Below are 12939 nucleotides of genomic sequence, written 5' to 3'. Positions count from 1 at the left end.
GATGACAGGATCATCACTGCATACGGTCCAACCTTGCTTATGCGAGCTCACGCCACGGGCAGGCCCTGGATACCGTTCGGACTTGGCGGATGAGTGTGGAAGGGGGCAGAACTCTCTACGTCGCAGGCTCGAAGCCCTAGGGCGGTCGCGTCTTGCACTCCCTTCCCCCGATGATCAGTCGGGGACTATCGCCTCAAAAAGGTCGGTAGTCGAGATACAAGGGCGGTCGGCGCTGTTCCGGCCGCCACACCGCCAGGCACGGGTCGCCGCTTCAGCGCACCACGATGCCACGTGCGGCCATATAGGCCTTGGCTTCCGGCACGGTGTACTCGCCGAAGTGGAAGATACTCGCCGCCAGCACCGCGTCGGCCTTGCCTTCAAGAATGCCATCGGCCAGGTGCTGCAGGTTGCCGACGCCACCGGAGGCGATCACCGGAATGCCCACCGCCTCGCTGATCGCGCGGGTCACGCCCAAGTCGAAGCCGCTCTTCATGCCGTCCTGGTCCATGCTGGTCAACAGGATCTCGCCGGCGCCCAGGTCTTCCATCTTCTTCGCCCACAGCACGGCATCCAGGCCGGTGGGCTTGCGTCCGCCGTGGGTGAAGATTTCCCAGCGCGGCGTCTCGCCCGGCGCGGAAACCTTCTTGGCGTCGATGGCCACCACGATGCACTGCGAGCCGAAGCGCTCGGCGGCTTCGCCGACGAACTCCGGATTGAACACCGCGGCGGTGTTGATCGACACCTTGTCGGCCCCGGCGTTGAGCAGGTTGCGGATGTCCTGCACGGTGCGCACGCCACCGCCCACGGTCAGCGGGATGAACACCTGGCTGGCCATGCGCTCGACGGTGTGCAGGGTGGTGGCGCGGTTGTCGACGCTGGCGGTGATGTCCAGGAAGGTAATCTCGTCGGCGCCCTGCTCGTTGTAGCGCCGGGCGATCTCCACCGGATCGCCGGCGTCGCGGATGTTCTCGAACTTGACGCCCTTCACCACGCGGCCGTTGTCCACGTCGAGGCAAGGGATGATGCGTTTGGCGAGGGCCATAACAGATATCTCTCGTAGGGTGGACAACCGCGTAGCGTTGTCCACCGGGTCACCAGGTATGCGGTGGACAAGCAAAGCGTTGTCCACCCTACGGCTCACATCAGCCCTTGAAGCCGTCGCACAGCGCCTGGGCTTCAGCCACGTCGAGGGTGCCCTCGTAGATGGCGCGGCCGGTGATGGCGCCGATGATGCCCGGCGCGCGGGCATCCAGCAGCTTCTGGATATCGCCCAGGTTGTGGATGCCGCCGGAGGCGATCACCGGGATGCGGCTGGCGGCGGCCAGCGCGGCGGTGGCCTCGACGTTGCAGCCCTGCATCATTCCGTCCTTGGCGATGTCGGTGTAGACGATCGCGGACACGCCGTCAGCCTCGAAGCGACGCGCCAGGTCCACCGCCTGCACGCTGGACACTTCCGCCCAGCCGTCGGTGGCTACGAAACCGTCCTTGGCATCCAGGCCGACGATCACCTTGCCAGGGAACGCCTTGCAGGCCTCGCTGACGAATTCCGGCTGCTTGACCGCCTTGGTGCCGATGATCACGTAGCTGACGCCCGCCTTCACGTAGTGCTCGATGGTTTCCAGCGAACGGATGCCGCCGCCGATCTGGATCGGCAGGTTCGGGTAACGCCTGGCGATGGCAGTGACCACCTCGCCGTTGACCGGTTGCCCCTCGAAGGCGCCGTTCAGGTCGACCAAGTGCAGGCGGCGGCAACCACCTTCCACCCACTTGGCAGCCATGCTCACCGGGTCGTCGGAAAACACCGTGGAGTCTTCCATGCGGCCCTGGCGCAGGCGCACGCAGGCGCCGTCCTTCAGATCGATAGCGGGGATAATCAGCATTGCTCGGAACCTGCTCGAATCGGTAATCGGATAATCGGTAATCGATGGAAGAGGGGGCGTCAGCTCTTCTCGAGTGCCCAGACATCACTTTCGATGCTGGCGAAGCGGTCGGCCAGCAGCGCCTGCACGTCGGCAATCGCCCTGTTGTAGTAGTGCGGGGCGACTTCGCGGCCAATCAGCTCGAGGACTTCCAGTACCTCGAACGAGCCCAGCTCCAGCTCGAAGCGCTCCTCCAGGAAGCGCTTGAGCACCTGCGCGGCGGCCTGCTCCTGGGCGGCCTCCAGCTTCAGCGCCCCCAGCGCGCCCTTGCCGCGGCTCACCAGCGCCCGTCCCAGGCCACGAAGTTCTGCAGCAGCTGCAGGCCGTGGGTGTGGCTCTTTTCCGGGTGGAACTGCACGGCGAAGCGCGAACCTTCGGCCAGCACGGCGGCGAAATCCACGCCGTAATGACCACGGCCCACCACCTGGCGCGGATTGCCGGCCTCGATGTAGTAGCTGTGCACGAAGTAGAAGCGCGCCCGGTCGGGAATGTTGTGCCACAGCGGATGGCTGACCACCTGCTCGACCTCGTTCCAGCCCATGTGCGGCACCTTGAGGTGCTCGCCGTCCTCGTGCAGGTCCTTGCCGAAGAAGCGCACCTGGCCAGGGAACAGGCCGATGCAGTCGACGCCGCCGTTCTCCTCGCTGCGCTCCATCAGCGCCTGCATGCCGACGCAGATGCCGAGGAACGGGCGATCCTGGCTGACCTCGCGCACCAGCGCGTCGAAGCCCAGGCGGCGGATTTCGGCCATGCAATCGCGAATGGCGCCCACGCCGGGGAACACCACGCGATCCGCCTCGCGGATCACCTGGGCGTCGCTGGTCACCAGCACACGGCCGGCACCGACATGTTCCAGGGCCTTGGCCACCGAGTGCAGGTTGCCCATGCCGTAGTCGATGACGGCGACGGTCTGCATCACAGGCATCCCTTGGTGGAGGGCATCTGCCCGGCCATGCGCTCGTCCAGGGTCAGGGCCATGCGCAGCGCGCGGCCGAAGGCCTTGAACACGGTTTCGATCTGGTGGTGGGTGTTGCTGCCACGCAGGTTGTCGATGTGCAGGGTCACCTGGGCGTGGTTGACGAAGCCCTGGAAGAATTCCTGGAACAGGTCCACATCGAACTTGCCGACCGTCGCGCGGGTGTAGGGCACGTTCATGACCAGGCCCGGACGCCCGGAGAAGTCGATCACCACGCGCGACAGGGCTTCGTCCAGCGGCACGTAGGAATGCCCGTAGCGGGTCATACCCTTCTTGTCGCCAACCGCCTTGGCGAAGGCCTGGCCGAGGGTGATGCCGACGTCTTCCACGGTGTGGTGGTCGTCGATATGCAGGTCGCCCTGGCATTCGATGTCCAGGTCGATCAGCCCATGGCGGGCGATCTGGTCGAGCATGTGCTCGAGGAAGGGCACGCCGATGGCGAAGTTCGCCTTGCCGGTGCCATCGAGGTTGATCGCAACCTTGATGCGGGTTTCCAGGGTGTTGCGTTCGACGAACGCCTTACGTTCGACCATGACCAGCTCCGCAAAAGAACAGAGGGCGCCGTAGAAGTTTTCCACAGCCCGGAGGGCGCGCATTATAGGCCGGAACCCGCCTGCCGGGGAACCGCACGGCCCGTGGGCACCCGCCGCGCGCCTTGCTACCCTAGCCACCTTCTTTTTCGCAGCGATGCCGCCATGCCCGTCTATGTCGAATGCCCCGCCCAGCTCACCGAGCAGGACCGCCAGGACCTGCTCAACGTCTATGCCGACGCGCCCGACTGGCTGCTGCCGCCGTTCGCCGCCGGCGCCGCGCTGATCGAGCAGTGCCTGGCCGATGGCAGCCTGCGCGTGGCGCGCTTCAACGGCCGCCTGCTGGGCGCCGCGCGCCTGCAGCCCGTCGGCGACTTCCTGCGCCTGTCGCACCTGTGCGTGCGTGCGCTGACCCGGGGCCGCGGCGTGGCCCGTCGCCTGGTCGACGAGGCGCGCCGCGAAGCGCAGCAGCAGGACCTGCTGCTGGTGCTTGCCGCCGATCCGGCCCAGGAGGTCGCCGAGCAACTGGCCGCGCACCTGATGCTGCCGTTGAGGGCGCTGTGAACACTCACCCGTTCGCCACGCTCGGCCCGGACCAGGTGCTCGATGCGGTGGAAAGCCTGGGTCTGGTCAGCGACGCCCGCGTGCTGGCGCTGAACAGCTACGAGAACCGCGTCTATCAGGTGGGCATCGAGGACAGCGAACCGCTGATCGCCAAGTTCTATCGCCCGCAGCGCTGGAGCGATGCGGCGATCCGCGAGGAACACGCCTTCACCGAGGAACTGGCCGAGGCCGAAGTGCCAGTGGTGGCGCCATTGCGCCGCGATGGCGAGAGCCTGTTCGAGCACGGCGGCTTTCGTTTCGCGCTGTTTCCGCGCCGGGGCGGTCGCGCGCCGGAGCCGGGCGATCTGGACCAGCTGTATCGCCTCGGCCAGCTGCTTGGCCGCCTGCATGCCATCGGCGCCAGCCGCCCGTTCCGCGAACGCGAAACGCTGACCGTGGCGAACTTCGGCCACGCCTCGCTGGCCACCCTGCGCGACAGCCCGCTCCTGCCTGCCAGCCTGCGCGCCGACTATGTGGCCGCCGCCAAGGCGCTGCTGGAACGGCTGGACCGGCTGTTCGTCGCCACGCCCTACAGCGCCATTCGCCTGCATGGCGACTGCCACCCTGGCAATCTGCTGGAGCGCGATGGCAGCTTCCATGTGGTCGACCTGGACGACTGCCGCATGGGCCCGGCCCTGCAGGACCTGTGGATGCTGCTGTGCGGCGACCGTCAGGAACGCCTGCGTCAGCTCTCCGAGCTGGCCGACGGCTATGCGGAATTCCATGACTTCCCGACCCGCCAGCTGCCGCTGCTGGAAGGCTTGCGCAGCCTGCGCCTGCTGCACCACAGCGCCTGGCTGGCGCGGCGCTGGGACGACCCGGCGTTCCCGCCGGCCTTCCCCTGGTTCACCACGGAAAACTACTGGCGCCAGCAGATCGGCCTGCTGCGCGAGCAACTCATGGCGGTGGATGAGGAGCCGTTGCGGGTGTATTGAGGCGCCACGCCAGGCTTCGCTAACTGGCACCCCTGTAGCGCCCGTCGCGATGATTGAGCGCCAGCACCAGGTTCAGCGACACCGCCCCCAGCACCGACAGCAGCACCCGATCCGCCGGCACGATGGCGATGGCCGCCAGCACGATCAGCGCGTCCACCGCCATCTGCACCTGCCCGGCGCGCAGGCCGAAGCGTTCCTGCAGAAACAGCGCCAGGATGTTCACCCCGCCCAGGCTGGCGCGGTGGCGGAACAGCATGAGCAGGCCGACGCCAATCATGAAGCCGCCGAACAGCGCGGCGTACAGCGGTTCGACATGGGAGAAGGCGACCCAGCCGGGGGTCAGCTCGACGAACAGCGAAACCAGCGCCACCGCGCAGAAGGTGCGCAGGGTGAACTTCCAGCCCATGCGCCACAGTGCCAGGGCATAGAACGGCAGGTTGATCAGGAAGAACATGCCGCCCAGCGGCCAGTCGCCCCAGTAGTTGAGCAGGAAGGCCAGCCCCACCGTGCCACCGCTGAGGAGCCCGGCCTGGGCGAAGAAGCTGATGCCCAGGGCGATCAGCGCGCAACCCAGCGGCAGGGCCTGGATGTCCTCCCACCAGGCATGGCGCACGGCCGCGTCACTCATGCGCGGCGGCGACTCCAGGCTTCGAAGGCGTAGGCCGGCGTGTCACCCTCGGCGGCATGCGCTGCATGGCTGTCGCGTTGCCACTCGTGGTCCAGCCATTCCGGGAAGTGCGCATCACCGGCCGGCTCCAGCTCGATGCGGGTCAGGTACAGGCGCTCGGCCAGCGGCAGCGCCTGGGTATACAGCTGCGCGCCGCCGATCAGCATCAGTTCGTCCACGCCCTGCTCGCGCGCCCAGGCGTCGGCGCGCACCAGGGCATCCTCCAGCGAGCCGAACACCTCGGCGCCCTCCAGACGCAGGTCCGCCTGGCGGCTGACCACGATGTTCAGCCGCCCGGGCAGCGGACGGCCGAGGGAATCCCAGGTCTTGCGGCCCATGATGATCGGCTTGCCGAGGGTCATGGTCTTGAAGTGCCTGAGGTCGGCCGGCAGGTGCCAGGGCATCTGGTTGTCGAGGCCGATCACCCGGTTGCGAGCCAGGGCGGCGATCATGGCGAGGGGAAGGCGAGTGCTGTTCATGGGGCGCGAGAATAGCGCCGGAAGGTTTGCAGTGTGAACAGATCGCGGGGGAAATGTTTGGCACTGCCAACACTTTCGGGAGCGGTTATCCTCGACGCCAGTTTCCACTGCGAGTGTTGCCGTGTCCTCTGCCCCCCTCTCCCACCTCGACCGTCTCTGGCTCTGCGAAGCGATTCGCCTGCGCGAGGAGCAGTCCGGACCGCTGGAGGACGGCGAGATCAACCGGCGTGCCCGCCTCGCCGGCCCGTCCCTGGAAACGCGCATCGAATCCCGCGCCCTGCAACTGGCCGAGCGTGACGGACAGCGCGCCGCTCTCGGTCACTGGCGCCAGGGGGCACGGCTGGGTCTGCTGATCCTGCTCCTGCTGGCCGTGCTCACCGGCGCCGGTCTGGCATTCGCCGCCCTGGGTGACGGCCAGCGTCCGGTCAACGTGTTCTGGGCGCTGGGCAGCCTGCTCGGCCTGCATCTGCTTACGCTGTTTGGCTGGCTGCTCGGGCTGCTGCTGACCCGCGACGCGGGCGGGGCTTTGGGGCGGCTCTGGCTGTGGCTCAGCGAACGGCTGGCGCGGGACGCCCAGGCCGTGCAACTGGCGCCGGCGCTGATGATCCTGCTGCGGCGCCGGCGGCTGGCCCGCTGGGGACTGGGCACGCTGGTCCATGGCCTCTGGCTGGTGACCCTGCTCAGCGCGCTGGCGATGCTGCTGGCCATGCTGTCCACCCGGCATTACAGCTTCGTCTGGGAAACCACCCTGCTGGGCGCCGACAGCTTCGTGAGGCTGACCCAGGCGCTGGGCGCCCTGCCGGCGCTGTTGGGCTTCGGTCTGCCGGACATCGAACAGATCCGCGCCAGCGGTGCGTCCCCGCTGCGCGAGGACAGCGCCCGCCAGGCCTGGGCAGTGTGGCTGCTGGGCGTGCTGCTGATCTACGGTCTGCTGCCACGCCTGCTGTTGGGACTGCTCTGCCTGTGGCGCTGGCGTCGCGGTGTGCGACGTCTGCGCCTGCCCCTGGACGCGCCCGGCAACGCCCTGCTCCGTGAGCGCCTGCAACCGCCCAGCGAACGGCTCGGCGTGCAGGACGCCGCACCCACCGCGCTGCCGGAATCGCGCGCCGGCGCGTTCGCCGCCGAAGCCGAGGGCCGGCTGCTGGTCGGCATCGAGCTGGACCCTGCCTACCCCTGGCCGCCCGTTCTGCCTGCAGGCGTCGGCAACGCCGGCGTGCTGGACAGCCGCGAACAGCGGCGCCAGCTGCTGGAGCGCCTGGCCCAGCGCCCGGCCGCGCGCCTGCTGCTGGCCTGCGACCCGCGCCGCTCGCCGGATCGCGGCACGCTGGCGCTGCTCGGCGAACTGTCGCGCAGCGCGGCGGCCACCCGCGTCTGGCTGCTGCCGGTGGATACCGATGCCGCGCGCCTGGACGACTGGCGCGCCGCGCTGCAGCGCCTCGGTCTGGCCGAGGCGTCCCTGGACTGGCTGGAGAAGGGCCATGACTGAGCCGCTGAAACTGGCCGTGGTCGGCCACACCAATGTCGGCAAGACCTCGCTGCTGCGCACCCTGACCCGCGACGTCGGCTTCGGCGAGGTCTCGCACCGGCCGAGCACCACGCGCCACGTCGAGGGCGCGCGGCTGTCGGTGGATGGCGAGGCGCTGCTGGAGCTGTACGACACGCCCGGATTGGAAGATGCCATCGAGCTGCTCGACTACCTCGAACGCCTGGCGCCCTCCGGTGAACGCCTCGACGGTCCGGCCCGCGTGGAACGCTTCCTCGCCGGCCCCGAGGCGCGGCAGCGTTTTGAACAGGAGGCCAAGGTGCTGCGCCAGCTGCTGGCCTCGGACGCCGGGCTGTATGTGATCGACGCCCGCGAGCCGGTGCTGGCCAAGTACCGCGACGAGCTGAGCGTGCTGGCCGACTGCGGCAAGCCGCTGCTGCCGGTGCTCAACTTCGTGCGCGACCCGTTGCAGCGCGAGGAGGAATGGCGCGCCGCCCTGGCACGGCTGGGCCTGCATGCGCTGGTGCGCTTCGACACCGTGGCGCCACCCGAGGACGGCGAGCGGCGTCTCTACGAGAGCCTGGCGCTGCTGCTGGAGTCCGCCCGAGCGCGCCTGGAGCGGCTGATCCAGGCCCACGAGCAGCAGGCTACGGAACGCCTGCAGGCGGGACGCCAGCTCATCGCCGAGCTGCTGGTCGACGTGGCCGCCGGCCGCCGCCGCGTGCCGGACGACCCCGAGCGGGAACGCCGCGCTACCGGCGAGCTGCGCGAGGCCGTGCGCCAGCGCGAGCAGCGCTGCGTGGAGGCGCTGCTGCGGTTGTACGCCTTTCGCAAGGACCACGCCGATGCCGGCGAGCTGCCACTGCTGGACGGCCGCTGGAGCGACGATCTGTTCAACCCGGAAACCCTCAAGCAGATGGGCGTGAAGATCGGCACCGGCATGGCCGCCGGGGCCGCGGCCGGCGCCGGGGTCGACCTGATGGTCGGTGGCATCACCCTCGGCGCCGCCGCGCTGCTTGGCGCGCTGGCCGGCGGCGGCGCGCAGACCGCCCGGCACTATGGCAGTCGCCTGCTGGGCAAGCTCAAGGGCGAGAAGGAACTGACCGTGGACGACGCCGTGCTGCGCCTGCTGGCCCTGCGCCAGCGCCAACTGCTCGATGCACTGGCCATCCGTGGCCATGCGGCGCAGCAGGCCATCCGCCTGGAGTCGCCCCAGGAACAGGCCTGGAAGGCGGGCAAGCTGCCCAAGCCGCTGTCGGCAGCGCGCGCGCATCCCGAGTGGTCATCGCTCAACGGCAAGGTGCGCGGCGAGGAAGACCGTCAGCAGCTGATTGATGCGCTGGCCAAGCGAACGTAGCCATGCGGATCCCGCACGGCGGCCAAGGAAAAACGTTGCCCGCCCTGCAGCGCTGAGAGACCAGGCTTCATGCCGGCCTGCTGGGCGTTGGGTGGATCGCGCTCCATCGATCCACCAAGCGCGCCGCCAGGCGCGGCCGGCCAGGCGCGCCGTGCTGGCGCAATGGTGGACAAGGACAACGTTGTCCACCCTACGGGCGCTGGTGCCTTGATATGCGGATGACTCTGGGTAGGACGTAGGGTGGATCGCGCTTCACCGATCCACCAACGCGCCGCCAGGCGCGGCCGGCCAGGCGCGGCCGGCGAAGCGCGGACCGCCAGGCGCGCCGTGCCGGCGCGATGGTGGACAAGGACAACATTGTCCACCCTACGGACGCTGCGGCTTACACCGCCACCGGCGCCTTGATATGCGGGTGGCTCTGGTAGCCGACCAGCTCGAAGTCCTCGAAGCGGAAGGCGAACAGGTCCTTCACCTCGGGGTTCAGCTTCATGGTCGGGAGCGGCAGCGGCTCGCGGCTCAGTTGCAGGTCGGTCTGTTCCAGGTGGTTGGCGTACAGGTGGCAGTCGCCGCCGCTCCAGATGAACTCGCCCGGCTCAAGGTCGCAGACCTGCGCGACCATCAGGGTGAGCAGCGCATAGCTGGCGATGTTGAAGGGCACGCCGAGGAAGATGTCCGCCGAGCGCTGATACAGCTGGCAGCTGAGCTTGCCGTCGGCGACGTAGAACTGGAACAGCGCGTGGCAGGGCGGCAGGGCCATCTGGTCGACCAGCGCCGGGTTCCAGGCCGAGACGATCAGCCGGCGCGAGTCCGGGTTCTTCCTGATCATCTCCACCAGCTTGGCGATCTGGTCGATGGACTCGCCGTTGGGTCCCGGCCAGCTGCGCCACTGGTAGCCATACACCGGCCCCAGCTCGCCGTTCTCGTCGGCCCACTCGTCCCAGATGGAGACGCCGTTTTCCTTCAGGTAGCGGATGTTGGTCTCGCCCTTCAGGAACCACAGCAGCTCGTGGATGATGGACTTGAGGTGGCACTTCTTGGTGGTGACCAACGGAAAGCCGTCGGCCAGGTCGAAGCGCATCTGGTAGCCGAACACACTGTAGGTGCCGGTGCCGGTGCGGTCGCTCTTGAAGGTGCCGTGCTCGCGCACGTGGCGCATCAGGTCGAGGTACTGTTTCATGCTGGGCCCGGTAAAAACGCGAATGGGGCGCATGGTATCCCATGTGCCCCATTCATCGCTTGAAGCGGTCGCCAATCGGTCAGGCGCCGCGGCCCTCGCGCTGGTACGCCCAGACCATCATCCCGGCACCGATCAACACCATCGGGATGCACAGCAACTGGCCCATGGTCAGCCAGCCGAAGGCCAGGTAGCCGAGCTGGGCGTCCGGCACGCGCACGAATTCGACGACGAAGCGGAAGATGCCGTAGCACACCGCGAACAGGCCGGACACCGACATCACCGGACGCGGCTTGCGGGTGTACAGCCAGAGGATGACGAACAGCGCCACGCCTTCCAGGGCAAACTGGTACAGCTGCGACGGATGGCGCGGCAGCTGCGCCGGGTCGGTGGGGAAGATCATCGCCCAGGGCAGGTCGGTGGCCTTGCCCCACAGTTCGGCGTTGATGAAGTTGCCGATGCGCCCGGCGCCCAGGCCGATCGGCACCAGGGGGGCGATGAAATCCATCAGGGCGAAGAAGGACTTGTCGTTGCGCCGGCCGAACAGCCACACCGCCAGCAGCACGCCGATCAGTCCGCCGTGGAATGACATGCCGCCTTCCCACACACGCAGGATCTTCGCCGGATCGGCCAGGTAGGCCGCCAGGTCGTAGAACAACACATAGCCCAGGCGACCGCCGAGGATCACCCCCAGAGCCACCCAGAACACCAGGTCGGACAGCTTGTCCTTGTTCCACTCCGGCGCGAAGCGCTGCACCCGCCGCGAGGCGAGCAGCCAGGCACCACCGATGCCGATCAGGTACATCAGCCCGTACCAGTGGATCTTCAGGGGACCGATGGCGATGGCCACCGGATCGATCTGCGGATAAGGCAGCATCCGACACTCCTCAAATCAGGAAATTGGTGCCCACACACACCAGCAGCACCGCGAACAGGCGCTTGAGCATCAGCGGGGACAGACGATGCGCCAGGGTAGCCCCGAAACGCGCGAAGAACATGCTGGTCAGCGCAATGCCGACCACCGCCGGCAGGTAAACGTAGCCGACACTCCATGCCGGCAGGTGTGGGGCATCCATCCCGACCACCATGAAACTGATGGCGCCGGCGATGGCGATCGGCAAGCCGCAGGCGGCGGAGGTGGCCACCGCCTGCTGCATGGGCACGCTGCGCCAGTTGAGGAACGGCACGGTCAGCGAGCCGCCACCGATACCGAAGATCGCCGAGGCCCAGCCGATCACGGTGCCGGCCACACTCAGGCCGACCTTGCCAGGCACCGCGCCGCCGGCCTTGGGTTGCAGGTTGAAGCCCATCTGGATGGCCATGCTGATGGCGAACACGCCGATGATCTTCTGCAGCACCTCGCCCTGCAGCCAGTCGGCGGTGAGGCTGCCCAGCGCGGCGCCGACCACGATGCCCGCGGTCATCCAGCCAACCAGCGGCCAGAGCACGGCGCCGCGCTTGTGGTGCGCGCGAATGGAATTGATGGAGGTGAACACGATGGTGGCCAGCGAGGTGCCCACCGCCAGGTGGGTGAGCACCTCGGGGGCGAAGCCCTGGGCGGTGAAGCTGAACACCAGCACCGGCACGATGATCAGCCCGCCGCCGACGCCGAACAACCCGGCCAGCACACCGGCACAGGCCCCCAGAACGAGATAGATCAGAAATTCCATGCCAGCCCCCGGAAACGAAGCCGGCATGGTAGAGCAAAGCGCCCGGCGGCAGCTACCGGCAGCCCTTGCCGTGACACCGACCCGGCGGCAAGCTGGGCCGGTCATCGCTCTGGGTAATGCACATGTGTCTGATCCTGTTCGCCTGGCGCCCCGGCCACGCGCTGCCGCTGGTGGTCGCCGCCAACCGTGACGAGTTCCATGCCCGTCCCAGCCTGCCGCTGGCGCACTGGGACGAGGCGCCCGGCGTGTATGCCGGGCGCGATCTGGAAGCAGGCGGCACCTGGATGGGTGTCGGCCCCGACGGCCGTTTCGCCGCGCTGACCAATATCCGCGATCCCGGACAACCGCTGGGACTGCGCTCCCGGGGCGAGTTGGTGGCGGGCTTCCTGCGCGGGGACTGCTCGCCGCAGGACTACCTGGCCGAGGTTGCACGGCGCACCGGCGAATACAGCGGCTTCAATCTGCTGGTGGGCGATACCGAGCGACTCTGTTACCTGCACGCACGCGAAGCTCAGCCTCGCGAGCTGGGCGCCGGTGTCTACGGCCTGTGCAATGCCGCCCTGGATACGCCGTGGCCAAAGCTGGTACGCGCCCGCCAGGCCCTGGCGCAGCGCCTGGACACGCCGCACCCCGGGAACCTGATGGACCTGCTGGCTGATCCCACACCGGCCGACGACGCCCACCTGCCGAACACCGGCGTCGGCCTGGACACCGAGCGCCTGCTGTCCAGCGTGTTCATCGCCAGCGCCCATTACGGCACCCGGGCCAGCAGCGTGCTGATCGTGCAAGCCGACGGCCGGCGCGAGTTCCACGAACGTCGCTTCGGCCCCAATGGCGCCCGGCTCGGCGAGGTTTCTCTGACGCTGTGAGTTATGCCCAGCTTCGTTGGATCATCCTGTGGACAAGCTGTTGACCGGCTCCCTTGAAGCACAGCTGCCGGGGGCTGGCCGGCGGCGGACGTTTTTTCACCCGCCCATGGTCGGTTTCCCACCGTTTCCGGGGAACAATCTGTGGATAAGCTGTTGAGCCGGTCAATGCGCCGCTCTGCACCGGGGCTTAGCGTAAGTCGTTGAAATTTCGACCAGTCTGCCTGCGGTTATCGGCCCACCGGAGCCCCTCGGGAGCGCATTCCGAACGGCGCCGTCC

15 protein-coding genes are annotated in these 12939 nt (G+C 68.1%); 5 read left to right on the top strand and 10 right to left on the bottom strand.

Annotated elements, in window-relative coordinates; genetic code table 11:
* Positions 1 to 271 precede the first annotated feature (271 nt).
* The 5 genes from hisF to hisB form a co-directional block, all read right to left on the bottom strand.
* Positions 272 to 1042: an imidazole glycerol phosphate synthase subunit HisF gene (gene hisF / locus PT85_RS16155; RefSeq protein ID WP_039607208.1), complete on the bottom strand. Its 771-nt coding sequence runs from the start codon at positions 1040 to 1042 to the stop codon at positions 272 to 274.
* A 100-nt stretch (positions 1043 to 1142) separates the two neighbouring features.
* Positions 1143 to 1880 carry a 1-(5-phosphoribosyl)-5-[(5-phosphoribosylamino)methylideneamino]imidazole-4-carboxamide isomerase gene (hisA, locus tag PT85_RS16150; protein WP_027589343.1) on the bottom strand — a complete coding sequence of 246 codons (738 nt, stop codon included), beginning with the start codon at positions 1878 to 1880 and terminating at the stop codon, positions 1143 to 1145.
* Positions 1881 to 1939: 59 nt separating this feature from the next.
* Entirely contained in the window at positions 1940 to 2200 is a 261-nt protein-coding gene (locus PT85_RS16145; RefSeq protein ID WP_037008469.1) for a DUF2164 domain-containing protein, read from the bottom strand.
* Complete coding sequence (gene hisH / locus PT85_RS16140; protein WP_027589345.1) at positions 2197 to 2835, bottom strand: imidazole glycerol phosphate synthase subunit HisH; 639 nt, start codon at positions 2833 to 2835, stop codon at positions 2197 to 2199. Before hisH ends, PT85_RS16145 begins: the two co-directional genes overlap by 4 nt.
* The gene (hisB, locus tag PT85_RS16135; RefSeq protein WP_039607207.1) at positions 2835 to 3428 is read right to left on the bottom strand and encodes an imidazoleglycerol-phosphate dehydratase HisB; all 594 of its coding nucleotides are present in this window, start codon (positions 3426 to 3428) and stop codon (positions 2835 to 2837) included. Before hisB ends, hisH begins: the two co-directional genes overlap by 1 nt.
* Before the next feature lie 162 nt (positions 3429 to 3590).
* Here hisB and PT85_RS18090 point away from each other — a divergent pair, with 162 nt between their 5' ends.
* Positions 3591 to 3989 carry an acetyl-CoA sensor PanZ family protein gene (locus PT85_RS18090; protein WP_039607206.1) on the top strand — a complete coding sequence of 133 codons (399 nt, stop codon included), beginning with the start codon at positions 3591 to 3593 and terminating at the stop codon, positions 3987 to 3989.
* Positions 3986 to 4963, top strand: coding sequence for a serine/threonine protein kinase (locus tag PT85_RS16125; RefSeq protein ID WP_039607205.1), 978 nt, complete (start codon positions 3986 to 3988; stop codon positions 4961 to 4963). Before PT85_RS18090 ends, PT85_RS16125 begins: the two co-directional genes overlap by 4 nt.
* A 19-nt stretch (positions 4964 to 4982) precedes the next feature.
* On the opposite strand, the gene PT85_RS16120 is transcribed toward PT85_RS16125, so the two are convergent.
* Together PT85_RS16120 and PT85_RS16115 are read right to left on the bottom strand one after the other, a co-directional pair.
* Positions 4983 to 5591, bottom strand: a complete 609-nt coding sequence (locus tag PT85_RS16120; protein ID WP_037008470.1) for a YitT family protein — start codon at positions 5589 to 5591, stop codon at positions 4983 to 4985.
* On the bottom strand, positions 5588 to 6109 hold the full coding sequence (locus PT85_RS16115; protein WP_039607204.1) for a dihydrofolate reductase: 522 nt from the start codon (positions 6107 to 6109) through the stop codon (positions 5588 to 5590). The genes PT85_RS16120 and PT85_RS16115 overlap by 4 nt, the downstream gene beginning before the upstream one ends.
* Before the next feature lie 121 nt (positions 6110 to 6230).
* Here PT85_RS16115 and PT85_RS16110 point away from each other — a divergent pair, with 121 nt between their 5' ends.
* Together PT85_RS16110 and PT85_RS16105 are read left to right on the top strand one after the other, a co-directional pair.
* Positions 6231 to 7595, top strand: a complete 1365-nt coding sequence (locus tag PT85_RS16110) for a DUF2868 domain-containing protein (RefSeq protein ID WP_039607203.1) — start codon at positions 6231 to 6233, stop codon at positions 7593 to 7595.
* Positions 7588 to 8949 (top strand): DUF3482 domain-containing protein, encoded by a 1362-nt coding sequence (locus PT85_RS16105; protein ID WP_039607202.1) that lies wholly within the window; start codon positions 7588 to 7590, stop codon positions 8947 to 8949. The genes PT85_RS16110 and PT85_RS16105 overlap by 8 nt, the downstream gene beginning before the upstream one ends.
* 382 nt (positions 8950 to 9331) lie before the next feature.
* Here PT85_RS16105 and PT85_RS16100 read toward each other — a convergent pair whose 3' ends face one another.
* From PT85_RS16100 to PT85_RS16090, 3 genes are all read right to left on the bottom strand, one after another.
* Positions 9332 to 10126, bottom strand: coding sequence for a thymidylate synthase (locus tag PT85_RS16100; RefSeq protein ID WP_027589989.1), 795 nt, complete (start codon positions 10124 to 10126; stop codon positions 9332 to 9334).
* Between the two features lie 79 nt (positions 10127 to 10205).
* The gene (gene lgt, locus PT85_RS16095; RefSeq protein ID WP_027589988.1) at positions 10206 to 11000 is read right to left on the bottom strand and encodes a prolipoprotein diacylglyceryl transferase; all 795 of its coding nucleotides are present in this window, start codon (positions 10998 to 11000) and stop codon (positions 10206 to 10208) included.
* A 10-nt stretch (positions 11001 to 11010) separates the two neighbouring features.
* Entirely contained in the window at positions 11011 to 11793 is a 783-nt protein-coding gene (locus PT85_RS16090; protein ID WP_039562528.1) for a sulfite exporter TauE/SafE family protein, read from the bottom strand.
* 122 nt (positions 11794 to 11915) lie between these two features.
* On the opposite strand from PT85_RS16090, the gene PT85_RS16085 reads away from it, so the two are divergent.
* A complete protein-coding gene (locus tag PT85_RS16085; RefSeq protein ID WP_039562527.1) occupies positions 11916 to 12662 on the top strand; it encodes an NRDE family protein in 747 nt (248 codons plus the stop codon).
* The last annotated feature ends 277 nt before the right edge of the window (positions 12663 to 12939 follow it).

It is taken from the genome of Pseudomonas flexibilis (assembly GCF_000806415.1).
Taxonomy (GTDB): domain Bacteria; phylum Pseudomonadota; class Gammaproteobacteria; order Pseudomonadales; family Pseudomonadaceae; genus Serpens; species Serpens flexibilis.
Note: the sequence above shows the minus strand (reverse complement) of the source record. Positions and strands in the feature narration are given on the sequence as shown.

Coding starts and splice junctions, on each gene's coding strand:
- hisF (WP_039607208.1), bottom strand. CDS start 1,042: ATGGCCCTCGCCAAACGCATCATCCCTTGCCTCGACGTGGACAACGGC.
- hisA (WP_027589343.1), bottom strand. CDS start 1,880: ATGCTGATTATCCCCGCTATCGATCTGAAGGACGGCGCCTGCGTGCGC.
- hisH (WP_027589345.1), bottom strand. CDS start 2,835: ATGCAGACCGTCGCCGTCATCGACTACGGCATGGGCAACCTGCACTCG.
- hisB (WP_039607207.1), bottom strand. CDS start 3,428: ATGGTCGAACGTAAGGCGTTCGTCGAACGCAACACCCTGGAAACCCGC.
- PT85_RS18090 (WP_039607206.1), top strand. CDS start 3,591: ATGCCCGTCTATGTCGAATGCCCCGCCCAGCTCACCGAGCAGGACCGC.
- PT85_RS16120 (WP_037008470.1), bottom strand. CDS start 5,591: ATGAGTGACGCGGCCGTGCGCCATGCCTGGTGGGAGGACATCCAGGCC.
- PT85_RS16115 (WP_039607204.1), bottom strand. CDS start 6,109: ATGAACAGCACTCGCCTTCCCCTCGCCATGATCGCCGCCCTGGCTCGC.
- PT85_RS16105 (WP_039607202.1), top strand. CDS start 7,588: ATGACTGAGCCGCTGAAACTGGCCGTGGTCGGCCACACCAATGTCGGC.
- PT85_RS16100 (WP_027589989.1), bottom strand. CDS start 10,126: ATGAAACAGTACCTCGACCTGATGCGCCACGTGCGCGAGCACGGCACC.
- lgt (WP_027589988.1), bottom strand. CDS start 11,000: ATGCTGCCTTATCCGCAGATCGATCCGGTGGCCATCGCCATCGGTCCC.
- PT85_RS16090 (WP_039562528.1), bottom strand. CDS start 11,793: ATGGAATTTCTGATCTATCTCGTTCTGGGGGCCTGTGCCGGTGTGCTG.
- PT85_RS16085 (WP_039562527.1), top strand. CDS start 11,916: ATGTGTCTGATCCTGTTCGCCTGGCGCCCCGGCCACGCGCTGCCGCTG.